Source organism: Rhodocyclaceae bacterium (assembly GCA_020248265.1).
Taxonomy (GTDB): Bacteria; Pseudomonadota; Gammaproteobacteria; order Burkholderiales; family CAIKXV01; genus CAIKXV01.
The window spans coordinates 1-20,730 of the sequence record JADCHX010000021.1; the positions used below are offsets into that span (position 1 = coordinate 1).

The following is a 20,730-nucleotide window of genomic DNA, read 5'->3' on the forward strand; positions in this document are numbered from 1 at the left end:
CGCCCCGAGCGCTCGACCCCGAAGCCTTGCCAAGACGGCCAAATCCAACCAAGATTAACCCGCTACGAGATGCTCGTGACGGCAGCGTACTGGCCTGAATATGCCGAAAATCGAGTGGCCTGAATATGCCGGTTGGTGACAATCCGCGCATTCGCATCGCTGCTGCCCCCGACCGCGAAGGGAATGACCAGTCGAATCGGTTTGGCGGGGAACGCCTGGGAGAATGCCGGGCCCGTCGTCAGGAGCAGCAGTCCGCAGGCGCAACCGATGGCTGATGAATGCAGCGGTGTTCGGCTGCGCGGATAGACCGACGCCGCCACCGCTCCTCGTCCCGTAACGCGCTCGATCATGCGAGTCGTCCTTGTTTTTGGTCTGGTCTGGCGCCACGGTTTTTACGTTACCACGCTGAATCCATACGCGTCGGTATGTGGTTCCGCAGGGCTGATGCTGCGGTGAACCAATGTGGGCTGCCAGTGCGAAGCCAGGGCCCGACGCAATGTGCCGCTTGTAGATCGAACCGAAAAAGGTCTATATTCAGTCCGACCTATCCGCCGGAGCACGACCATGCGCTACTCGACCCAGGTGAAGCCCATCAGTTACCTCAAGGCCAACGCGGCCGAGGTGCTCGCCCACCTCGCCGAGGAACGCAAGCCGCTGGTCATCACGCAGAACGGTGAGGCGCGAGCGGTATTGCAGGATGTCGCGTCGTACGAGGAGACGCAGGAGACCCTTGCGCTGCTCAAGCTTCTGGCGCTCGGGCAACAGGACGTCGACGCGGGGCGGGTCAAGCCCGTGGCGGATGTGGTCGCGCGCCTGCGGGCCAAGTCAGCCGGGGCCTGATGGCCGGCGGGTCGAGGCTATACCAGGTTCTGCTCACGCGAGGCGCGGAGCAGGACCTCGAGTCCATCCACGGCTACCTCTGCGAAGCCGACAACCCGGCCAGTGCGGGTCGTCTGCTCGACCGACTGATGGACGTCATCGACGGGCTCGCGCGCTTCCCTGAGCGCGGTGCGCATCCGAAGGAACTCGCCGTGCTGGGTATCCGGGATTATCGGCAGGCGGTGTTCAAGCCCTGGCGGGTCGTCTATCGCGTGATCGGCGACCGGGTGGTGGTGTACCTGATCGTCGATGGCCGGCGGGACATGCAGACGGTGCTGGCGCGGCGGCTGTTGGGGGCTTGACTTACCCACGCCTGGCCGCCCCTTCAACCCCAATCCCCAAGTTCCCTCATCGGCGTCTCGTGCATCGGGCAGATCGGTGGCCCCAGGTGCAGGAAGCGCCTGGGCACGGTGACCTTGTAGCCGCACGTCGCGCACTCGGCTTTCGGCGGTGGCACGGACGCCGGGCGCCGATGCACGGCCTTCAGCCGTCCGTGCGGATAGGGAGGCAGCTTCGCAAGCAGTGACTCCAGGCGGGTCTTGAGCGCGGGGCTGGCGCTGGCGCTGCGCATGGGTCCTTGCAATCCGATGGCCAGCGCGATTTTCCTGAATGCCTTGCCGTGTCGGTGCTCGCAGTCATCCACCGCGTGGACCAGTTCGTGGGTGAGCGTATCGATGACTTCGTACGCGGTGCCCAGGGACGGGGAAATGAAGATGTGGTTCGTGTCGTCTTCAGCACTCTTCCGGGACCAGCATTGCCCGATGGCGCTGCTGCGCAGGCCGGTGCTTGCGTAGCCCACCGAGACTTTCACGCGCGGCACGCGATAGCCGTGCGGCGCGAAGAGTTCCTGGGCGAGCAGGTCGCTCGCGAGCAACAACCAGCCCTCGCGCGTCGCGTGAGGGCTGGTTGTCGTCTGCGTGTTGCCAGCCGTTCCTGTCACGGTTGCCTTCTGCTGCCCTTCGTCCCCTGCGATCCATCCCTGCGAAGGAACCTCGGCATCACCGCCTCCTGCACCGAGTTGTACTGTCCCTCGTCTTTCGATGCCACCCGCGAGCGCATCTTCATCGCGCTGTACATCGACTCCTTGCCGAACCGCGCCTGGTCGCGCTGCTCGGCGATCTGCTCGAGCGAGGCCAGCACTTCCTTGACCCACGGCTGGTCGCCGAAGCGGCGGCCGGCCGAGTCGATCAGCGCCTGCACCCGGTCCCAGTCGTCGGCCTCCGCTGCGGTGCGCGCCTGCTCGAGCAGGCGGCTCGCCTCGACCTCGGCATGTCGCGAATGCACGAGGCTGTCGGCAGTGAGCGCGTCCCACACCTGCGGTGACACCGTGTCCATCGCGAGCACGGCGTCGGGGAAGGCGATCGGTGCGCGCTCCAGGCTCGTGCCGGTGACGCCGGCCTGCAGCAGCGGCATGCCGGGCAGAGGCTCGAAGCCGGCCGGGATCGACAGTTCGACCAGCACCCAGGCTTCGGCGCCCCAGGGGATGTCCGGCAGGCTGATCGCCGGCACGCCCGCGCGTGCGTCCATCGGATAGTCGTTGAGCACCTTCATGCCGACGCCGGGGCAGGTCGCGATCGACAGCCGTACCTGGCGCGCATACAGGTTCGAGATCAGATCGAACTCTTCGGCGAACGGCTCGAACAGGTCGGCGGCAGTGTCGCCGTAGTAGTGGTTGCCGCCGCCGGCGCGCGCCATCGCGATCATCAGCGTCTCGTTGAAGTCGCGCCCCAGCCCGTAGGTGGAAGTGGTGATGCCGCGCGTGGCCGCGGACGTGCAGCGTTCGGCGATCGCCTGCGCTTCGGTGAGCTCGCCGCTGTTGGCGTTGCCGTCGGTGAGCAGGATGATGCGCGCGATCGACGCCGATGCGGCACCCGGCAGCAGTGAATCGGCACCGGTGGCCCAGCCGCCATAGAGGTCGGTGCTGCCGCCGCACTGGATGCCGGCCAGCGCGTGGTGCAGCGCGCGCCGGTCGCCGACCGGTTGCGCCGGTGCGAGCAGTGTTGCCTTGTGGTCGAACATCACCAGCGAGGCGACGTCGGTCGGCAGCAGGCGGTCGACGATGTGGCTCGAACAGCGCACCGCTTCCTGCAGCGGCTTGCCGCTCATCGATCCGGAGCGGTCGATCACCAGCGACAGGTGGTACGGCTGCCGGACCGGAACGACCGACGGGTCTGCATCGGGCGCCTGCACCCGCACCAGCACCGGAAGGGTGTGTGCGAGACCGGCGATCAGGGCCGGCTTGAGGGGGGTGAGGACAACCTGCGGACCGGTAGCAGGAACGGGGGCGGACGCAGCGAGACGTTTGGCGGACATCGAACCTCCTCGGGTGTGGCAGAGAAGGATCGCGTCCGGCAGGCTCATGGGATGAGGCAGTGGGGCGGTGGACGGCGTTTCCCACCCTGTGCGCAAACCGGTTCCGGGTCTGCAGCGCCGCTGTTAGGATGATGCAAGCATGACATCGCGCCGAACGTCGCGATGTCGAAAACCTCCGGGCTCCCATTCATGGATCGCACCGAACGCTTCCGCACGATCACCCGCCTGGTAGGCCGGCCGCAGGGCGCGTCGCTGCAGCAGTTGAGGGACACGCTCGAGGTCTCGCGCGCCACCATCAACCGCGACCTCGAGTACCTGCGCGACCGCTTCAATGCGCCGATCGACTGGGATCGCGACGATGGCGTCTACCGGCTGCGTCCGCAGGGTGCGGACGGCCAGCGCTTCGAACTTCCCGGCCTGTGGCTCGACGAGCGCGAGATGCTGGCGCTGCTCACCATGCAGCGGCTCGTCGGCGAGCTGCAGCCGGGCTTCCTCTCGCGCCAGCTCAAGCCGCTGGCCGACCGGCTGCAGGCGCTGATCGGCGGCGCGGGCCATCCAGCCGGTGAGATCGCCCGGCGGGTGAAGGTGCTGCCGATGGGCGCGCGGCGTGCGGCGCTGGAGCACTTCGAGCGGGTCGCCGGTACGCTGCTCGAGCGGCGGCGCGTGAAGCTGCGCTACCGCAGCCGGGGGCGCGGCGAGGACACCGAGCGCGAGGTGTCGCCGCAGCGGCTGGTGCACTACCGCGACAACTGGTACCTCGACGCCTGGTGCCACCTGCGCGGCGACCTGCGCAGCTTCTCGGTCGACGCCATCCAGGCCGCGACCGTGCTGTCGACGAAGGCCGACGACGTGCCCGAGGCGACGCTGGACGAGGTGCTGGGGTCAGGCTACGGCATCTTCTCCGGGAAGGCGACGAAGGTGGCGAAGCTGCGCTTCAGCGCCGAGCGCGCACGCTGGGTGGCGTGCGAGGTCTGGCATCCGCAGCAGAAGGGTGCGTATCTGGCGGACGGACGCTATGAGCTCGAGCTGCCCTATGCCAGCGAGCTGGAACTGGTGATGGACGTAATGAAGTACGGCGCGGAGTGCGAGGTGGTGGGGCCGGAGGAATTGCGGCGGGAGGTCACGGAGCGGGTGGGGGCGGTGGGGCGGGTTTATGGGCGGCGCTGAAATCGCCGACCTGCTGGGAATCGCCGTTCAAGGGGCGCTTTCCGTCGCCGCGTTGCGATCCATCACCGGTCAGTCTTGCTGTCTCTCGGTCGAACGGGAGGCCATCCGGAGCCGTACGCGATAAGTCGGATGCTGGCATATGCCTTGATATATACCGCTGGGGTACATAAACTCGAGGAATGAAATCTGTACCCCGGAGGCAGGCAATGACCCAGACCGCAAAACTCTTCACGAATGGCCGCAGTCAGGCCGTGCGCCTGCCCGCTGCGTTCCGGTTCGACACCAAGGAAGTCTTCATCCGGCGCGATCCCGTGAGCGGTGACGTGATCCTGTCTCGCAAGCCGACCACGTGGGATGGCTTCTTCGCCGCAGTGCAGGCGACGGATGTGCCTGAGGATTTTCTCAGCGAAGCGGAGCGCGCCCAAGGCAGCCAGTCGCCTCGGGATCCGCTGGATGGGCTGCCGGCGTGACGACGGTTTCCCGCTACATGCTGGACACCAGCACGGTCAGCCATCTGCTGAGGAGACACCCGGCAGTCACGCAGCGGCTGGTGGCGGCGCCGATCACGGCCTTGTGCATCTCCGCGATCACGCAGGGCGAACTGCTTTTCGGTCTTGCCAGGCGCCCGGACGCCAGGGCACTCCACGATGCGGTGTGGCAGTTCCTGCGCCGGGTCGACGTGCTGCCGTGGGACGCAGCGACATCGGAGGGCTATGGACGCGCCCGGGCCGCAAGCGAGGGTCAGGGCCGGGTGCTTGCATCCATGGACCTCCTCATCGGCACGCATGCATTGAGCATCGGCGCCGTCCTGGTGACGAGTGATCGTGCGTTTGCGCAGTTGCCCGGGCTGTCGATCGAGGATTGGACGGAACAAGCGCGATAAGCAGCGTGAAGCGCTCTGGCGTGCGGTGTCAGGAGAACCTTCTTGCAGCACGGTGGCTGGACACATACACTTCCACATATACTTTGTCTGGAGTGTGCCGTGGCGCAAGTCACCCTGTACCTCGACGACGAAACCGACGCATTGCTGGCCCGTGCAGCCTCGGCCTCGGGCCTGTCCAGAAGCCGCTGGGTCGCCCAGGCGATCCGCAGTCACGCAGGCGACGCCTGGCCGGATGCATGCCGGCAGCTGGCCGGTGCGTTCCCCGACTTCCCGCTTCAGGATCGCGGCCCGGATACGCAACTTCCGCCGGACGTTCCGCGAATCGGTTTCTGAGTGTTCGCGCTCGATACCAACACCATCAGCTACTACTTCCGGGGCGATCCGCAGGTCGTGCCCCGGATGCACGCATTGCCTCCGGCGCGGATCGGTGTTCCCAGTGTGGTCGTCTACGAACTGCGCTACGGCCTGATGCGGCTTGCGCCGGCAGCGGCACAGTCCCGTCTCGAGGCGCTGGACACCTTCCTGGCGGCCCTTCAGGTGCTCGATTTCGACGAAGCGTGCGCTCAGGTCGCGGCGACCTTGCGTGCGCGTCTCGAGGCGACGGGACAGCCCATCGGCCCGCACGATCTGCTCATCGCAGCCACCGCGCTGCGCCACGGTGCTGCACTGGTCACGCGCAACGTGGCAGAGTTCTCGAGGGTGCCGGGGCTGGAGGTGGTGAACTGGCACGACGGTTCGGCCTTGTGATCGTTCGTCCTCGATCGCACGAACGAGCGACGCGGACTCCGTGAGAATCTGGCACATCTCCTGCTGAAGGTTTGAAGGCTGACTCGCGCCTTCAGCGGCTCGGGTCTCTTTTCCTGCAAATCTTCCGGAGACTCCATGAAGCGTCGTGATCTGCTCGCCGCCGGCGCGGCATCGCTCATCGCCCCCTGGGCGAATGCCCAATCGCAGGCCTGGCCCACGCGCGGCCCGATCCGGCTGATCTGCCAGTTTCCGCCTGGCGGCCTCGTCGACACCGTCGCGCGGCTGATCGCGCCGCACCTGCAGCAGGCCCTGTCGCAGACCGTGCTGGTCGAGAACCGGCCCGGCGCGGGCGGCCTGGTCGGCACCGATTTCGCCGCGCGCCAGAACCCGGACGGCTACTCGCTGCTGGTGAGCCATGCATCGGTGCATGTCTATGCGACCGCCACGCGCAACAAGATGCCGTTCGACGCGATCGCCGACTTCACCCACATGGCGATGCTGGTCGAGGCGCCGATGGTGCTGCTGGTGCGCCCGCAGTCGCCGTTCAAGACGCTTGCCGACTACGTCGCGGCGGCCCGGGTGAAGCCGGTGCGCTACGGCTCTTCGGGCATCGGTTCGGCGAACCACCTGTTCGGCGAGATGCTGAAGATCGAAGGCAATGCACCCATGCACGACCATGTGCCCTACCAGGGCAGTGCGCCGGCGCTGGCTGAGCTCCTGGGCGGACAGATCGACAGCGTGCTCGATCCGATCACGACCAACGTCGACCAGCTCAAGGGCGGCTCGCTGCGCGCGCTGGCCGTGTCCACGCCCGCGCGGCTGCCCGGCCTGCCCGACATCCCGACCTTCGCCGAGGCGGGCTTCCCCTCGCTCACCGGTTCGCAGTGGCTGGGCCTGTCCGCGCCGAAGGGCCTGCCGGCACCGATCGCGCAGCGGCTCACCACGCTGATGCCCGAGATCCTCGCCCGTCCGGACATCATGAAGCGGCTGGACGACCTGCAGACCCTGCCGCGGAAGGCCCCTGTGACCGGGGCGGAGTTCAACAAGCTGATCGAGTCGCAGATCACCACCTGGACCGCAGTGGCGCGGCGGGCGAAGGTGGAAGTGATCGGCTGATCGGGCGGGGGCGCTCGGGGGTCGTGGTCAGTTCGCCTTGATGCCGGCGGCCTTCACCACACGACCCCACTTCTCCATGTCGGCGGCCATGTAGGCGCCGAACTGGGCAGGAGTCATCCGCAGCACCGTCGCCCCGTCGTTGTCGAGCTGCTTCCGGATGTCTGGGAGTTCCTGCACTGCGGAGACTTCCCGGTGCAGGCGCTCGACGATGGCCGCCGGGGTGCCGGCAGGCGCGAGCAGCCCGAACCAGTTCACCGTTTCGTAGTCCGGGACGCCGGCTTCCGCGATCGGGGGCACTTCCGGCAGGATCGGGTTGCGTTGCAGGGATGCCACCCCCAGCGCACGCAGCCGGCCGGCCCGTACGTGCGGCACGGTGGCGAGCAGGCCGCCGAAGGTGAGGTTCGCATGCCCCGCGACGACATCGACGGTCGCTGCGCCTGCACCTTTATAGGGCACGTGCAGCATGTCCACCTTCGCGGTGTAGTTGAACAGCTCGGCCGCGAGGTGGCTGACGCTGCCCACGCCCGCCGATGCGTACTGCAGCTTGCCCGGATTCTTCCTGGCGAGGGCGAGCAGCTCCGCTACCGACCGGGCGGGTACGCCGGGATGCACCACCAGCACGACCGGGCTGCCCGCCACGATGGCCACCGGCGCGAACGACCGGATCGGGTCGAAACGGCCCTTGAGGTCGTACAGCCACGGGCTCACCACGTGGGCCAGCGAGGCCACCAGTAGCGTATAGCCGTCGCGCGCGGCATTGGCGGCCAGTTCGGTACCGATGATGCCGCCGGCACCGGCGCGGTTGTCGACGACCATCTGCGTGCCGAGGCGTTCGCTCATCGCCATCGCGACGATGCGCCCGGTGACATCGCTGCCGCCGCCCGGCGGAAACGGGATGATCAGCCGGATGGGCTTGGCCGGATAGGCCTGCGCCACGGCCGCGGCCGTGGATGCAAGCGCAACTGCACCGAGCGTCGCGGCAATCAGCAGGGCGCGGGGCGCCATGCTCAGGCGTCCGGCCACACCGAACGTGCGGTCTCGACCAGCAGGCGCAGCTTGGCGAACTGCTGGTCGGCCGTCATCACGGTGTTGCCGACGTTGCCGGAGAAGCCGCACTGCGGGCTCAGGCACAGCCGGTCCAGCGAGACGAAGGCCGAGGCCTCCTGGATGCGCGCGCGCAGCATCTCCGGCTGCTCGAGGTCAGGCGACTTGGTCGTTACCAGGCCGAGTGCCACGGTCTTGTCCTCGGGCATGTACTTGAGCGCGTCGATCGGGCCCGCGCGCGGGCTGTCGAACTCGAGGAAGTAGAAGCGCGCATCGAGCCGCCGGAACAGCTGGTCGGCCATGAACTCGTAGCCGGCATCGGCCTGCCAGAAGCCGAGGCGGTTGCCGCGGCAGACATGGATGCCGACGGTCATGCCCGCTGGTGCGGTGGCGATCACCGCGTTGATCACCTCGACATAGGTCTCGACCAGCTTGCGCCAGTCTTCGCCGCGCCGTTCCAGAACGGCCCGTATCTCAGGGTCGCCGAACTTCACCAGCGAGGTCTCGTCGATCTGCAGATAGGTGCAGCCGGCGGCATGCAGCGCGGCGAACTCCTGGCGGTAGACCTCGATCACGTCGGCCCAGAAGCCGTCGAGCGAGCTGTAGGCATCGCGCAGGATGGCATCGTTGCCGCCCATGAAGTGCAGCACGATCGGCGAGGGCACCGTCATCTTCGGCGTGCACTGCGTGATCGAGCGCACGAACGCGAGGTGTTCGGCGAAGATCGGACCGGTCCAGCGCAGCGGCTTGTGGATGACGAGCTTCTCGACCGGGATGGTGTCGCCCCTGGCATTGCGATGGACGAAGTCGCCCGGCTCCGCCTTCAGGCCGCCCGATCCGAGCGCCTTGCGGAAGAAATCCACGATGTAGTTCTGCCGGCGGAACTCGCCGTCGCTCACCACGCGCAGGCCGGCCGCTTCCTGCCGCGCGACCACTTCGCGGATGGCCTCGTCCTCGATGACGCGCAGTTCGTCGTCCGACAGCAGGCGCTTGCGGCGCTGCTCGCGTGCTTCGATGAGATGGGCGGGCCGCAGCAGGCTGCCGACCTGGTCGGCGCGGAACGGGGGGGCATGCGGCACGGCAATCATCTTCTACCCTTCGTCTTCTCGGTGCGGTTTCACTCGTCGGCAATGTAACCCATGACCGTTCGATACGCAGGCCGTGAGGCGCTAGAATCTCCGCGTCGCAGCAGGCGCCGCAGATGTCGAACCGATCGACGCAGCCGCCTGCGCTGAGGAGGATGAATGACCCCAGCGGTCTCCAGGCAGGGCGCGAACGCCCTGCGCCGCACGCTGCCCGTCGGCGGCACCGAGTACGACTACATCAGCCTGCCGGCGGCCGAAGGCGCGGGCCTGTCCGGCCTCGGGCGCCTGCCGTTCACGATCAAGGTGCTGGTAGAGAACCTGCTGCGCCAGCGCGCCCTCGGCCAGTCCGGTCCCGACGACCTCGACAACCTCGTGCGCTGGCTGGCCCATCGCAACGACGCGCGTGCCGCCGGGCCGGTGGACTGCGAGATCGGCTTCCGTCCCGCGCGCATGATGATGCCCGACTCCTCCGGCATCACCCTGCTAGGCGACATGGCGGCGATGCGCGACGCGATGGTCGACCTCGGCGGTGACCCGCGGCGGATCAATCCGCAGATCCAGCTCGACTTCATCGTCGACCACTCGGTGATGGTGGAGGCGCAGGGGCGCGCGGACGCGCTGGCCTTCAACACGCAGCGCGAGTTCGAGCAGAACCACGAGCGCTACGCGTTCCTGCGCTGGGGCAGCCGCGCGTTCGGCAACCTGCGCGTGTTCCCGCCGGGCTCGGGCATCCTGCACCAGATCAACCTTGAGTATCTCGCCAGCGTGGTGTTCACCGCCGAGGCAGAAGGCCGCACCCTTGCGTACCCGGATTCGCTGATCGCGATGGACAGTCATACCGCGATGACCAATGCGCTTGGCGTCGTCGGCTGGGGTGTCGGCGGGCTCGAGGGCGGCACGGTCGCGCTCGGCGAGCCGATCTCGATCCTCATGCCCGAGGTCGTCGGCTGCCGCCTGGTCGGGCGCCTGCCTGCGGGTGCGACCGCCACCGACCTCGCGCTCACCGTGACGCAGGCGATGCGCCGGCACGGGGTGATCGCGAAGGTGGTGGAGTTCTTCGGCCCGGGCGTCGACACGCTCACGCTGCCGGAGCGGGCGACGTTGTCGAACATGACGCCCGAGTACGGCGCGAACATGGGCTTCTTTCCGGTCGATGCGGAGACGCTCGCCTACCTGTCGCTCACGGGTCGGCCGCCGGCACAGGTGGCGCTGGTCGAGGCCTACTGCAAGGCACAGGGGCTGTGGCGCGACACGGCGCAGCCACCGCCCGACTATGCGCAGGTGGTGGAGATCGACCTTGCGGCGATCGAGCCCTGCATGGCCGGGCCGGGGCGCCCGGATGCACGGGTGCCGCTGGCGCAGGTGCCCGGGGCGTTCGCGTCGGTGGTGGCATCGTCTGCGCCCGCTGCGGCTGCACCCGTCCGCGTGCCGCTGGCCGGCATGGACGACACGCTCGGCGACGGCGACGTGACGATCGCCGCGATCACCAGTTGCACCAACACCTCGAACCCGATGGTGATGCTCGCCGCTGGCCTGCTCGCGCGCAATGCGCGGCGCCGCGGGCTGAAGCCGCCGGCGCGGGTGAAGACCTCGCTGTCGCCCGGTTCGCGCGTGGTGGCCGACTACCTCGCGCGCAGCGGACTGCAGGAAGACCTCGACGCGCTCGGCTTCCACGTGACGGGCTTCGGCTGCATGACCTGCATGGGCAACTCCGGCCCGCTGGCCGGGCCGGTGCACGAGGCGATCGACGCGTCACATCTGGCGACGGTGGCGGTGCTCTCGGGCAACCGCAACTTCGATGCGCGCATCCATCCGAGCGTGCGTGCGAACTTCCTGGCTTCCCCGCCGCTGGTGGTTGCCTGTGCGATCGCGGGCACCGTCACCCGCGACCTCACCCGCGAGCCGCTGGGCACCGACCCGAACGGCCAGCCGGTCTACCTGCGCGAGATCTGGCCCGATGCCGATGACGTGCGCGGGGTGCTGCATGCGACGCTCGACGCGGGGCTGTTCATCGAACGCTACCGCCACATCCTCGACGGCACGCCGCAGTGGCAGGCGCTGCAGGCACCGGACACGCCGCGCCACGACTGGCGTGCCGGCAGCCACTTCATCATCCGCCCGCCGTTCTTCGAGGGCATGCCGCCGGTGCCGCAGCCCGTGCAGCCGATCACGGGCGCACGCATGCTGCTGATGCTGGGCGACATGGTAACCACCGACCACATCTCGCCGATCGGCGCGATTCCGGCCAACGGCCCTGCCGGACGCTTCCTGCAGTCGCTCGGCGTCGCGCCGAACGACTTCGTGAACTATGCGGCGCGGCGGCTGAACCACGAGGTGATGGTGCGCGGCACCTTCGCCAACCTGCGCCTGCGCAACGAACTCACGCCGGGGGTCGAGGGCACTTCAACGTTGCATATGCCCTCGGGTGAGGCGATGTCGGTGCACGAGGCCGCCGAGCGCTATCGCGCAGACGGCGTGCCGCTGGTGGTGGTCGCCGGGCGCGAGTACGGTGCTGGCTCGTCGCGCGACTGGGCGGCCAAGGGCACCGCGCTGCTCGGCATCCGCGCGGTGATCGCCGAATCGTTCGAGCGCATCCATCGCTCGAACCTGGTCGGCATGGGCGTGCTGCCGCTGCAGCTTCCGGAGGGCACCACGCGCAGGACGCTCGGGCTCACCGGCCACGAGACCTTCGACATGGATACAGTCGCCGCCGCGCAGGGCACCAAGGCAGCGGTGGCCTGCACCATCGTCCGCCCCGATGGCACGCGCACCCCGATCACGCTGACCGCCCGGCTCGATACCCGGCTGGAGGTCGACTACTACCGGCATGGCGGCATCGTCCAGCACGTGCTGCGCAAGTTCCTGGAGACTCCGCGATGAATCGTCTTGATCTTCGTTCCGCTGCTGCCTTCCTGCTGCTGGCGCCCTGCGCGGGCACTGCCCTCGCGCAGCCTGCGCAGTCCGCTCAGTTCGACTACCCGGTGAAGTCGGTCCTGTTCATGGTGCCGCAGGCGGCTGGCGGCTCTACCGACACGCTCGCGCGCCTGATCGGCCAGCGGCTGGGCGATGCGCTGGGCGTGACCGTGGTGATCGAGAACCGTCCCGGCGCGAACGGCATCATCGGCACCGAGGCCGCGCTCAAGGCCGCGCCCAATGGTGGCACGCTGATCGTCAGCGGCACCGGCATCATGGCGATCAACCCGGCGCTGTACCCGAAGCTGTCCTACGACCCGGTGCGCAACTTCGTGGCGGTGGCCAACTTCGGCTACTCGACCAGCGTGCTGGTCGCCCACCCGTCGCTGCCGGTGAAGACCATCGCCGACGTGATCGCACTGGCGAAGAAGAAGCCCGGGGCGATCAAGTACGCATCGGCTGGCGTGGGCAGCTCGCCGCACCTGTCGGCGGCGCTGTTCCAGCACCTGTCGGGGGTAGACGTCCTGCACGTGCCGTACAAGGGTAGTACGCCCGGCGTGAGCGCGACGCTGACCGGCGAGACCGAGATCATGTTCACCGGTGTCGCGTCGGCGCTGTCGTTCATAAAGGCCGGACGCCTGCGCCCGATCTCGATCAACGGGCCGCGGCGCAGCCCCGCGCTGCCGATCGTGCCCACCGCCGGGGAGTCGGGCCTGCCCGGTTTCGAGGCGGACTTCTGGATCGGCCTGTTCGCACCGGCCGGCCTGCCGCGGCCGCTGGTCACGCGGCTCAACACGGAAGTGAACCGCATCCTCACCGCCGATGGCATGCGCGAGCGGCTGGGTGAGCTGGGCGTCGATGCCGTGCCGGGGACGCCGGAGCAGTTCGCGGAGCTGCTGGTGAAGGACATAGACCGCTGGGCGAAGGCGGTGAAGGCGGCGGGGTTGAAGGGGGAGTAGATCGGCCGGGGCGGCTAAGGGCTGGATCACAATTCCGCAGTGTGTGCGCAACCCCCCCCTCCAGGTGTGGCCGGGAGGCCTGTTTCCGGCGATAAGCCAAGCATTCCCGGATCGCTCCCTCAGCCCCTCGCTGCTAGACTAGTCAGTCGTATGGTCAGATAGTAGCGGGAGGCGTGATGGAATCCTGGCCTGTGCAGGACGCAAAGGCGCGGTTCAGCGAGATGCTGGATGCCTGTCTCAATGGGGGACCGCAACTCGTCACGCGTCGCGGGGTTGAAGCCGCGGTGCTCGTTCCTGTGAAGGAATGGCGGCGGCTGCAATCCGCAGCACGCCCTTCGATCAAGCAGTTGCTGCTGAGCGACGAGGCCCGCCACGAGTTCCGGTTACCCGACCGCGGTAGTGCGCGGCGTCGTACTCCAGTCGACTCGTTGTAGGAAGCCGGATGTTCCTGATCGACACGAACGTCGTCTCGGAGCTACGTCGCCCGCGGCCGAGCCTCGCGGTTGTAGCCTGGCTGGAAACCGTGGATGAGTCCGAGCTCTTTCTGAGTGCAATGACGCTTGGAGAGCTTCAGGCTGGCATCGAGCTGACGCGGGTGCAGGATCTGGTGAAAGCAGCCGAAATAGAGGGCTGGCTCGAACAGTTGGCCGTGGCCTGGAACGTCCTGCCACTGGATGGCGCCGTCTGTCGCGCCTGGGGCCGCCTCATGCACAGGCGCTCCGACACGCTGCTCGAGGACGCATTGATCGCAGCTACTGCGCTCGTGCATGGATTGACGGTGGTGACCCGAAACGTTGCGGATTTCCGTGTGTTCGGTGTGTCCGTCTTCGACCCGTTCAAAGACAGCGCCTACCAGTCAGGCACAGCGCGACGAAAACGGTGAGGCGACGTATCGGTGTCTGCCTGTGTCCGGCGGCCAACAGGCATTCTGCCAGTCGATGGGAGGCGCTGGACGCGTCGTTGGCCTGCGTCTTGCTCTTCTCAGCAGTATCCCGGTACGTCCCTGTACCATCCTTCCAACGTGATCCGTCGACAGGTCTTCCGCACATGTCTGCCTCTTCGTTCGTCACCGCCCTCGCTGCCGCCGTCGCTGCAGCCTTCGCCGCAGCGCCCGCCCTGGCGCAATCCTGGCCCGAGAAGCCCATGCGCATCATCGTGCCCTGGGCGCCCGGGGGCAGTACCGACATCGTCGGTCGCCTGCTCGCGTCCGACCTGTCGAAGCGCTTCGGGCAGAACGTGGTGATCGAGAACCGCGCCGGTGCTGGGTCGATCGTCGGCCTGGAGTTCGCCTCGGCGGCCGCGCCCGACGGCTACACCTGGATGCTCACCTCCACCGGCTACGGCTTCATCATCCAGAAGGCGAAGGTCGACCTCGTCAACAGCTTCGCGCCAGTGGCGATGATCGGCACCAGCGACAGCGCGCTGGTGGTGCATCCGAGCTTTCCGGCGGCCAACGTGAAGGAACTGATCGCGCTCGCGCGCAAGCGGCCAGGCGAGATCAACTATGCCTCGTCGGGCATCGGCGGCTTCCCGCACCTGAACACCGAACTGTTCATGCTGCTGTCGAAGACCCGGATGACGCATGTGCCGTTCAAGGGTGGCGGGCCGGCGCTCGCCGACAACGTGGCTGGCAACTCGCAGTTGCAGATCGGCTCTCTGCCTGGCGCGCTGCCGTTCATCAAGAGCGGCCGGCTGCGCCTGATCGCCATGGGCGGGCCGAAGCGCAACCCGGCCTTCCCCGACGTGCCCACCATCAACGAGTCGGGCCTGCCGGGCTACGAGTCGCAGATCTGGTTCGGCCTGTTCGCGCCGCGCGCCACGCCGGCGGGCATCATCGGCCAGATGCATGGTGCGATCAACGCGCTGCTCGAGATGCCCGACATGGTGCGCCGTCTCGACGAGCAGGGCGTGGTGACGTCGCGCCGAACCACCGCCGAGTTCGCGAAGCTGATGGAAGTCGAGACCGCGAAGTGGGCGAAGGTGATCAAGGCGGGGAACGTCGTTGGCGAGTGACCTTTGCGGACGGAACGCTCCTGAACGGGCGCGGCTGGCTGAGCGTGCCCAATCCTGAGGTCTGAAGATGAACGTGAGAACCGGCGCCGCAGCACTGCGCACGTTGTTGATCGCATTTGCCCCCGCAATCGCCGGTCTGGTGCACGCTCAGGAGACCTGGCCGTCGCGGCCGATTACGCTGATCGTGCCATTCCCGCCCGGTGGCGCGGGCGACATCGTCGCCCGGCCGCTGGCGAACCAGCTCGACCGTCTGTTCAAGCAGCCGGTCATCGTCACCAACCGTCCCGGGGCCGCAGGTGCGATCGGCACCGCCGCGGCGGCTGCATCGAAGCCCGACGGCTACACGCTGCTGGTGACCATCTCCTCGTTCAGCACGGTGCCCGAGGTCGATGCGCTGTTCAAGCGGCCGCAGGCCTTCACCCGCGAGCAGTTCATCCCGATCGCGCGTCTCACCGCCGATCCACCGCTGCTGGTGGCCAACCCGGCGGCGCAGTGGCGCTCGGTGAAGGAACTGGTGGCCGCCGCGCGCAAGCGGCCGGGCGAGATGTTCTATGCGCACTCGGGCCTGTATGCGCCCCAGCATACGGCGATGGAGATCTTCGCCACTGCGGCGGGCATCCGGCTGCAGGATGTTCCGTATGTGGGCGGTGCGCCTGCGATGGCGGCGGTGCTCGGCGGGCATGCCACCATGCTTGCCGCCTCGCCTGCCCTGTCCTCGCCGCATGTGAAGGCCGGCAAGGTGCGTGTCTACGGCACCTGGGGTGCTGAACGCAATGCGCTCTACCCGGATGTGCCGACGCTGATCGAGCTGGGCTACAAGGCCGAGTTCTACAACTGGACGGGGGTCTTCGCAGTACGCGGCACGCCCGAGCCGGTCGTGCGCCAGTTGCGCGACGCGGTGCGCCAGGTGGTCACCGGCGAGGAATACCGGTCGGCGATGTCCAGGGTGCTGACGCCGGTGGCCTTCCAGGATTCGCCGGAGTTCCAGAAGTTCCTCGAGGTGGACGCGCGACGGGTGAGCGAGGCGATCCGGACGATGCGCAAGCCGGCGGAGTAGGCAGGGCGCAGCGGCGGGGCGCACCGGACGTCATCGCCGGGCGGCGATCCGCTGCACCAACGCAGGCTTCGGACGGTCGACTTCGCCCTCTTCGAACGCGACCACCGTCAGCCCGGAGAACGCCTCGCGCAGCTCGCCCGGCCGCAGCAGGAACTCAGGATTCGTCGGGCGGCCGAAGCGCTCGTTGCCGACCATGAACGTCTCGTAGATCAGCAGTCCGCCCTCGGCGAGCGCGCCTGCGATCCGCGGGAACAGCGGACGGTGCAGGTAGTTCGTGACCACGATCGCGGCGAAGCGCCGCTCGCCCAGCGGCCACGGGCTGCCGTCTTCGAGGTCGGCCTCGATGAACTCGACGCCGGGCAGGTTGCACAGATCGTCCGGTCCTCCCGTGCCGGGCCGCTGGCGATCGACCGCGACCACCAGCAGGCCGCGCGCGGCGAACCAGCGGGCGTGACGACCGCTGCCGCAGGCGAGGTCCAGCACAGGGCCGGTGGTGACCTCGGCACCCCAGCGGGTCACCCAGGGCGAGGGGGAAGCAGGTACGTGGGTGGTCATGCAGGCGGCGTCCCGTCCAGGTCTGGGTGGTACGGCAGGGAGGAGAAGCGTAAAGTAATGACAGTAAGAACGACATTACAGGGAAGCCTTCCATGCTGGCTATCGCAAAGATCACTGCCAAAGGGCAGACGACGATCCCGCAGGATGTCCGGGCCGCGCTGAACGTGTCGCCCGGCGATCTGATCGCGTGGGAAGTGGGCACGGACGGTACTGCCGTCGTCCGGCGTGTTAAGCCGATGGATGTCGAGTATCTGCGTGCGGTGCAGGGCACCCTGGTGGAATGGGCAGGCGCTGCCGACGAAAAAGCGTACCGTGACTTTTGAACGTTATGCGGTGGTTCGGGTGCCGTTTCCGTTCACCGACCGGAACGCCAGCAAGAATCGCCCGGCACTTGTCCTGTCGGATGCGGACGCCTTCAACACTGCGGCGGGCCACGCGGTAATGGCCATGATCACTTCCCAGGACAATTCGCCCTGGCCGCTCGACTGCGTGGTGACCGATCTGGCCGCAGCCGGACTGCCAGCGCCGTCTCGCGTTCGATTCAAGCTGTTCACGCTCGACCATCGCCTTGTGCGCGGGGTTGTCGGACGTCTTTCGTCGGACGACATCGTGCCGGTGCGCAGGGCATTGGCTCGGTTGATGGGTGACTGATCACTGCATGTCCCTCTCCCGATACCTCCTCTCCCCCCGCGGCATAGCCATCGTCGGCGCCAGTGGCGACATCACGCGCTTCGGCGGCCAGACCATCCGCGCGCTGAACACTTCGGGCTATACCGGCGGCGTGTATCCGGTGAACCCGAAGTACGACGAGATCGATGGCCGCCGGTCGTATGCGTCCGTCTCCGCGATCGACGGATTGTGCGATCTGGCGGTGATCGCGCTGCCGGCCGCGCATGTCGCCAGCGTGGTCGCCGAGTGCGGGCGCAAGGGCATCGGCCATGCGGTGGTGCTGGGTGGCGGCTTCCGCGAGATCGGACCAGAGGGTGAGCGCCTGGAGCAGGAGATGCTGGCTGCGGCGCGCGACGGCGGCGTGCGGTTGATCGGCCCGAACTGCATCGGCCTGGTGAACGTGCATGCGAACGTCGTGGCCGCCTTTGGCAGCCTCACGCGTCCGCCGAAGCTGCAGCCGGGTGGGGTGTCGGTGGCGGTGCAGAGCGGCGGCTTCGGCATGAGCGTGGTGATCCAGGCGGCGATGGCCGGCGTCGGCTTCCGCCATGTGGTCGCGACCGGCAGCGAGTCGGACATCACGATGCCGGAACTGCTCGATCACTACGTCGACGATCCGCAGACGAAGGTGATCTTTGCCTACATCGAGGGCGTGGCCGATGGCCGTGCGCTGATGGCTGCACTCGACCGCGCGCTGGAGGCCGGCAAGCCGGTGGTGGTCTGGAAGGCGGGCAAGACCGGGCAGGGTGCGCGTGCCGCAGCTTCGCATACCGCCAACCTCACCAGTACCTATGCGGTGTACCGGGCGGCGCTGCGCCAGTGCGGCGTGGTCGAGGTGTCGAGCGCGGAGCAGGTGGTGGACTTCCTGGTGGGTCAGTCGGGCGGGTCGCTGCAGTCGGCCGGCACGGCGCAGGTGGCGCAGCCGTCCTGGCCGGCGCGCGTGGCGCGCGGGCGCAACGTCGCGATCGTCACCAACACCGGTGGCTCCGCCGTGGTGTTCGCCGATGCCGCGGACGAGGCGCGCCTGGTCCTCGCGCCGCTGGGCGAGGCGACCCAGGCGCGGCTGCGCGAACTGCTGCCGCCGCTGGCGGCGGTGGGCAACCCGGTGGATACCACTGCGGGCTATCCGCGACCGGAGCACGAGGCATCGTTCCGCGCCGCGTTCGAGACGCTGCTCGCCGACCCCGAGGTGCACCAGCTGTGCGTGCTGTTCGGCACGATCATGGGTCCGTCGTTCGCGCTGGCCGCACGCGTGCTGGCCGAGGCGGCGGTCAAGTTCGACAAGCCGGTGTTCGCGGTGTCGGCGGTGCCGGCCTCGATATCCAGTGTCGGACACGAGTTCTTCGCCGGTGCGGGCATCCCGCTGCTTTCCTCGCCCAACCGTGCGGCGCAGGTGATGGGCCAGCTTGCCGACTTCGCGCAGGCGCGTGCGCGCCATGCAGCGTCGCGTGCGGCACCGGAGATGCCTGCCGGCCTTGCGCAGCATACGCTGCCAGCGGGCGATGTCGCGCTCGATGAACACGAGGGCAAGGCGCTGCTGCGCGCGGCGGGCATCCCGGTGACGGCCGATGTCTGCATCCCGCTCGATTCACCGCTGCTGCGCGAGGGCGAGGGCCTGGCGGGCACCGAAACGGTCGGTGAGCGGATTCCCTTTCCGGTCGCGCTCAAGCTGCTGTCGCGCGACATCGCGCACAAGAGCGATATCGGCGGGGTGCGGCTCGGCATCCAGGACGTGGCTGAGCTGGCTGAGGCCGGTCGAGCGATGCTTGCTCGCGCGCGCGAAGCGGTGCCGCGCGCGCGGCTGGGCGGCCTGCTGGCCTGTCCCATGGTCGAGGGCGGCATCGAGGCCATCGTCGGGGTGGTCGACGACGAGACCTTCGGGCCGGTGGTTGCGCTCGGGCTGGGCGGCGTGTTCGCCGAGACGCTGAAGGACATGGTGTTCCGCATCGCGCCGTTCGGCCTGGACGCGGCGCAGTCGATGGTCGACGAGCTGCGCGGCAGCGCGCTGTTCGACGGCCAGCGCGGCCGACCACCGGCCGATCGCGAGGCACTGGCCGAGGTACTGGTGCAGGTGTCTGCACTGGCCTGGTCGCTGCGCGGCCGGCTGTCGGAACTCGACATCAACCCGCTGATCGTACGGTCGCGCGGCGAAGGGGTGGTGGCGGTCGATGCGTTACTGGTGCTGCGCGGCACCTTACGAAGGAGGCTGCAGTGCTGATCGGCGTACCGCGGGAGATCAAGAGTGACGAGTATCGGGTCGGGCTGACGCCGGAGAGCGTGAAGTCGCTGGTGTCGCACGGGCATCGGGTGCTGGTCGAGACCGGCGCCGGGCTCGGCATCGGCGCGGGTGACGCCGACTACGCAGCCGTCGGTGCCACGGTCGCCGCGACCGCGTCTTCGGTCTGGGCAACCGCCGACCTGATCGTCAAGGTGAAGGAGCCGCAGCCCGACGAGCGGCGGCAATTGCGCGCGGGGCAGGTCCTGTTCACTTACCTGCACCTGGCCAGCGATGCCGCGCAGGCGCAGGACCTGGCTGATAGCGGCGCCACCTGCATCGCCTACGAGACGGTGACCGATGTGCAGGGCCGGTTACCGCTGCTGGCACCGATGTCCGAGGTGGCTGGACGCATGTCGATCCAGGTCGGTGCGCATTTCCTCGAGGCGACACAGGGCGGGCGCGGTGTGCTGCTTGCCGGCGCAACCGGGGTCGATCCGGCGAAGGTCGTGGTGCTTGGCGCCGGCGTCTCCGGCAACAACGCCGCCCGGGTGGCCGCTGCGATGGGGGCAGAAGTGACCGTGCTCGACCGCAGCGCAGCGGCCCTCGCCCGGCTCGATGCGCTGACCGGCGGCACCGTGCGCGGGGTGCTGGCAGACGCAGACGCGATCGCAAGGCATGTGGTGCAGGCTGACCTCGTCGTCGGCGCGGTGCTGGTGCCGGGCGATGCCGCGCCCAGGCTGATCGATCGCAACCTGCTCGGCCGGATGCAGCGCGGTGCGGTGATCGTCGACATCGCGATCGACCAGGGCGGATGCTGCGAGACCTCGCACCCGACGACGCACCGGGCGCCGACCTTCGTCGTCGACGGCATCGTGCACTACTGTGTGGCCAACATGCCGGGCGCCGTGCCGCGCACCTCCACCTATGCGCTCAACCATGCCACCGCGCCGTTCGTGCTCGCACTTGCCGAGCGGGGCGCCACGGCTGCGCTGCGCCACGACCCGCACCTGCGCGCGGGCCTCAACGTGCATCGTGGACAGGTCACGCATTCCGGGGTGGCCCATGCACTGGGCATGGCCGCCATCGACCCGCTCACTGCAATCGGCCAGCCGTGA

General features: G+C 68.2%; 24 protein-coding genes. 18 read left to right on the top strand and 6 right to left on the bottom strand.

From position 1 onward, the window contains the following. Window positions 1-62: 62 nt before the first annotated feature. Window positions 63-350: a hypothetical protein gene (locus ING98_16905; protein ID MCA3103549.1), complete on the bottom strand. Its 288-nt coding sequence runs from the start codon at window positions 348-350 to the stop codon at window positions 63-65. A 214-nt stretch (window positions 351-564) separates the two neighbouring features. On the opposite strand from ING98_16905, the gene ING98_16910 reads away from it, so the two are divergent. After that, the gene (locus tag ING98_16910) at window positions 565-840 is read left to right on the top strand and encodes a type II toxin-antitoxin system Phd/YefM family antitoxin (protein MCA3103550.1); all 276 of its coding nucleotides are present in this window, start codon (window positions 565-567) and stop codon (window positions 838-840) included. Continuing rightward, window positions 840-1,181 (top strand): type II toxin-antitoxin system RelE/ParE family toxin, encoded by a 342-nt coding sequence (locus ING98_16915; protein MCA3103551.1) that lies wholly within the window; start codon window positions 840-842, stop codon window positions 1,179-1,181. The genes ING98_16910 and ING98_16915 overlap by 1 nt, the downstream gene beginning before the upstream one ends. A 23-nt stretch (window positions 1,182-1,204) precedes the next feature. Here the strand turns inward: ING98_16915 and ING98_16920 are convergent, their stop codons facing one another. Together ING98_16920 and ING98_16925 are read right to left on the bottom strand one after the other, a co-directional pair. Next, window positions 1,205-1,756 (bottom strand): SprT-like domain-containing protein, encoded by a 552-nt coding sequence (locus tag ING98_16920; protein ID MCA3103552.1) that lies wholly within the window; start codon window positions 1,754-1,756, stop codon window positions 1,205-1,207. A 59-nt stretch (window positions 1,757-1,815) separates the two neighbouring features. Further along, window positions 1,816-3,192 carry a VWA domain-containing protein gene (locus tag ING98_16925; protein MCA3103553.1) on the bottom strand — a complete coding sequence of 459 codons (1,377 nt, stop codon included), beginning with the start codon at window positions 3,190-3,192 and terminating at the stop codon, window positions 1,816-1,818. 189 nt (window positions 3,193-3,381) lie between these two features. On the opposite strand from ING98_16925, the gene ING98_16930 reads away from it, so the two are divergent. The 6 genes from ING98_16930 (at window position 3,382) to ING98_16955 (ending at window position 7,105) form a co-directional block, all read left to right on the top strand. Next, window positions 3,382-4,359, top strand: a complete 978-nt coding sequence (locus tag ING98_16930) for a WYL domain-containing protein (GenBank protein ID MCA3103554.1) — start codon at window positions 3,382-3,384, stop codon at window positions 4,357-4,359. A 206-nt stretch (window positions 4,360-4,565) separates the two neighbouring features. Next, window positions 4,566-4,829, top strand: a complete 264-nt coding sequence (locus tag ING98_16935; GenBank protein MCA3103555.1) for an AbrB/MazE/SpoVT family DNA-binding domain-containing protein — start codon at window positions 4,566-4,568, stop codon at window positions 4,827-4,829. Window positions 4,830-4,846: 17 nt separating this feature from the next. Next, window positions 4,847-5,242 (top strand): type II toxin-antitoxin system VapC family toxin, encoded by a 396-nt coding sequence (locus ING98_16940; GenBank protein MCA3103556.1) that lies wholly within the window; start codon window positions 4,847-4,849, stop codon window positions 5,240-5,242. Window positions 5,243-5,341: 99 nt separating this feature from the next. Next, a complete protein-coding gene (locus tag ING98_16945) occupies window positions 5,342-5,575 on the top strand; it encodes a ribbon-helix-helix protein, CopG family (protein MCA3103557.1) in 234 nt (77 codons plus the stop codon). Further along, on the top strand, window positions 5,576-5,989 hold the full coding sequence (locus ING98_16950; protein ID MCA3103558.1) for a type II toxin-antitoxin system VapC family toxin: 414 nt from the start codon (window positions 5,576-5,578) through the stop codon (window positions 5,987-5,989). A 135-nt stretch (window positions 5,990-6,124) separates the two neighbouring features. Beyond that, window positions 6,125-7,105, top strand: a complete 981-nt coding sequence (locus ING98_16955) for a tripartite tricarboxylate transporter substrate binding protein (protein ID MCA3103559.1) — start codon at window positions 6,125-6,127, stop codon at window positions 7,103-7,105. 27 nt (window positions 7,106-7,132) lie between these two features. On the opposite strand, the gene ING98_16960 is transcribed toward ING98_16955, so the two are convergent. Together ING98_16960 and ING98_16965 are read right to left on the bottom strand one after the other, a co-directional pair. Then, window positions 7,133-8,110 (bottom strand): tripartite tricarboxylate transporter substrate binding protein, encoded by a 978-nt coding sequence (locus tag ING98_16960; GenBank protein MCA3103560.1) that lies wholly within the window; start codon window positions 8,108-8,110, stop codon window positions 7,133-7,135. Window positions 8,111-8,112: 2 nt separating this feature from the next. After that, on the bottom strand, window positions 8,113-9,237 hold the full coding sequence (locus ING98_16965) for a 5-methyltetrahydropteroyltriglutamate--homocysteine S-methyltransferase (protein ID MCA3103561.1): 1,125 nt from the start codon (window positions 9,235-9,237) through the stop codon (window positions 8,113-8,115). A 156-nt stretch (window positions 9,238-9,393) separates the two neighbouring features. Here ING98_16965 and acnA point away from each other — a divergent pair, with 156 nt between their 5' ends. From acnA to ING98_16995, 6 genes are all read left to right on the top strand, one after another. Further along, window positions 9,394-12,114: an aconitate hydratase AcnA gene (gene acnA, locus ING98_16970; protein MCA3103562.1), complete on the top strand. Its 2,721-nt coding sequence runs from the start codon at window positions 9,394-9,396 to the stop codon at window positions 12,112-12,114. After that, complete coding sequence (locus ING98_16975; GenBank protein ID MCA3103563.1) at window positions 12,111-13,106, top strand: tripartite tricarboxylate transporter substrate binding protein; 996 nt, start codon at window positions 12,111-12,113, stop codon at window positions 13,104-13,106. The genes acnA and ING98_16975 overlap by 4 nt, the downstream gene beginning before the upstream one ends. A gap of 176 nt (window positions 13,107-13,282) precedes the next feature. Continuing rightward, window positions 13,283-13,540, top strand: coding sequence for a type II toxin-antitoxin system Phd/YefM family antitoxin (locus tag ING98_16980; protein MCA3103564.1), 258 nt, complete (start codon window positions 13,283-13,285; stop codon window positions 13,538-13,540). Window positions 13,541-13,548: 8 nt separating this feature from the next. Further along, on the top strand, window positions 13,549-13,989 hold the full coding sequence (locus tag ING98_16985) for a type II toxin-antitoxin system VapC family toxin (protein ID MCA3103565.1): 441 nt from the start codon (window positions 13,549-13,551) through the stop codon (window positions 13,987-13,989). A 164-nt stretch (window positions 13,990-14,153) separates the two neighbouring features. Beyond that, window positions 14,154-15,119, top strand: coding sequence for a tripartite tricarboxylate transporter substrate binding protein (locus ING98_16990; protein ID MCA3103566.1), 966 nt, complete (start codon window positions 14,154-14,156; stop codon window positions 15,117-15,119). Window positions 15,120-15,186: 67 nt separating this feature from the next. Further along, the gene (locus ING98_16995; protein MCA3103567.1) at window positions 15,187-16,176 is read left to right on the top strand and encodes a tripartite tricarboxylate transporter substrate binding protein; all 990 of its coding nucleotides are present in this window, start codon (window positions 15,187-15,189) and stop codon (window positions 16,174-16,176) included. Between the two features lie 30 nt (window positions 16,177-16,206). On the opposite strand, the gene ING98_17000 is transcribed toward ING98_16995, so the two are convergent. Beyond that, window positions 16,207-16,731 (bottom strand): class I SAM-dependent methyltransferase, encoded by a 525-nt coding sequence (locus ING98_17000; protein ID MCA3103568.1) that lies wholly within the window; start codon window positions 16,729-16,731, stop codon window positions 16,207-16,209. A gap of 92 nt (window positions 16,732-16,823) precedes the next feature. On the opposite strand from ING98_17000, the gene ING98_17005 reads away from it, so the two are divergent. The 4 genes from ING98_17005 to ald are packed head-to-tail and all read left to right on the top strand — an operon-like array spanning window position 16,824 to window position 20,730. Next, complete coding sequence (locus ING98_17005; protein ID MCA3103569.1) at window positions 16,824-17,054, top strand: type II toxin-antitoxin system PrlF family antitoxin; 231 nt, start codon at window positions 16,824-16,826, stop codon at window positions 17,052-17,054. Further along, the gene (locus ING98_17010) at window positions 17,044-17,382 is read left to right on the top strand and encodes a type II toxin-antitoxin system PemK/MazF family toxin (protein ID MCA3103570.1); all 339 of its coding nucleotides are present in this window, start codon (window positions 17,044-17,046) and stop codon (window positions 17,380-17,382) included. Before ING98_17005 ends, ING98_17010 begins: the two co-directional genes overlap by 11 nt. Before the next feature lie 7 nt (window positions 17,383-17,389). Beyond that, complete coding sequence (locus ING98_17015) at window positions 17,390-19,615, top strand: acetate--CoA ligase family protein (GenBank protein MCA3103571.1); 2,226 nt, start codon at window positions 17,390-17,392, stop codon at window positions 19,613-19,615. Continuing rightward, complete coding sequence (gene ald, locus ING98_17020) at window positions 19,609-20,730, top strand: alanine dehydrogenase (protein MCA3103572.1); 1,122 nt, start codon at window positions 19,609-19,611, stop codon at window positions 20,728-20,730. The genes ING98_17015 and ald overlap by 7 nt, the downstream gene beginning before the upstream one ends.

Coding starts and splice junctions, on each gene's coding strand:
- ING98_16990 (MCA3103566.1), top strand. CDS start 14,154: ATGTCTGCCTCTTCGTTCGTCACCGCCCTCGCTGCCGCCGTCGCTGCA.
- ING98_16905 (MCA3103549.1), bottom strand. CDS start 350: ATGATCGAGCGCGTTACGGGACGAGGAGCGGTGGCGGCGTCGGTCTAT.
- ING98_16940 (MCA3103556.1), top strand. CDS start 4,847: ATGCTGGACACCAGCACGGTCAGCCATCTGCTGAGGAGACACCCGGCA.
- ING98_17005 (MCA3103569.1), top strand. CDS start 16,824: ATGCTGGCTATCGCAAAGATCACTGCCAAAGGGCAGACGACGATCCCG.
- ING98_16980 (MCA3103564.1), top strand. CDS start 13,283: ATGGAATCCTGGCCTGTGCAGGACGCAAAGGCGCGGTTCAGCGAGATG.
- ING98_16935 (MCA3103555.1), top strand. CDS start 4,566: ATGACCCAGACCGCAAAACTCTTCACGAATGGCCGCAGTCAGGCCGTG.
- ING98_17000 (MCA3103568.1), bottom strand. CDS start 16,731: ATGACCACCCACGTACCTGCTTCCCCCTCGCCCTGGGTGACCCGCTGG.
- ING98_16965 (MCA3103561.1), bottom strand. CDS start 9,237: ATGATTGCCGTGCCGCATGCCCCCCCGTTCCGCGCCGACCAGGTCGGC.
- ING98_16910 (MCA3103550.1), top strand. CDS start 565: ATGCGCTACTCGACCCAGGTGAAGCCCATCAGTTACCTCAAGGCCAAC.
- ING98_17015 (MCA3103571.1), top strand. CDS start 17,390: ATGTCCCTCTCCCGATACCTCCTCTCCCCCCGCGGCATAGCCATCGTC.
- ING98_16930 (MCA3103554.1), top strand. CDS start 3,382: ATGGATCGCACCGAACGCTTCCGCACGATCACCCGCCTGGTAGGCCGG.
- ING98_16915 (MCA3103551.1), top strand. CDS start 840: ATGGCCGGCGGGTCGAGGCTATACCAGGTTCTGCTCACGCGAGGCGCG.
- ING98_16960 (MCA3103560.1), bottom strand. CDS start 8,110: ATGGCGCCCCGCGCCCTGCTGATTGCCGCGACGCTCGGTGCAGTTGCG.
- ING98_16985 (MCA3103565.1), top strand. CDS start 13,549: ATGTTCCTGATCGACACGAACGTCGTCTCGGAGCTACGTCGCCCGCGG.
- ING98_16955 (MCA3103559.1), top strand. CDS start 6,125: ATGAAGCGTCGTGATCTGCTCGCCGCCGGCGCGGCATCGCTCATCGCC.
- acnA (MCA3103562.1), top strand. CDS start 9,394: ATGACCCCAGCGGTCTCCAGGCAGGGCGCGAACGCCCTGCGCCGCACG.
- ING98_16975 (MCA3103563.1), top strand. CDS start 12,111: ATGAATCGTCTTGATCTTCGTTCCGCTGCTGCCTTCCTGCTGCTGGCG.
- ING98_16925 (MCA3103553.1), bottom strand. CDS start 3,192: ATGTCCGCCAAACGTCTCGCTGCGTCCGCCCCCGTTCCTGCTACCGGT.
- ING98_16995 (MCA3103567.1), top strand. CDS start 15,187: ATGAACGTGAGAACCGGCGCCGCAGCACTGCGCACGTTGTTGATCGCA.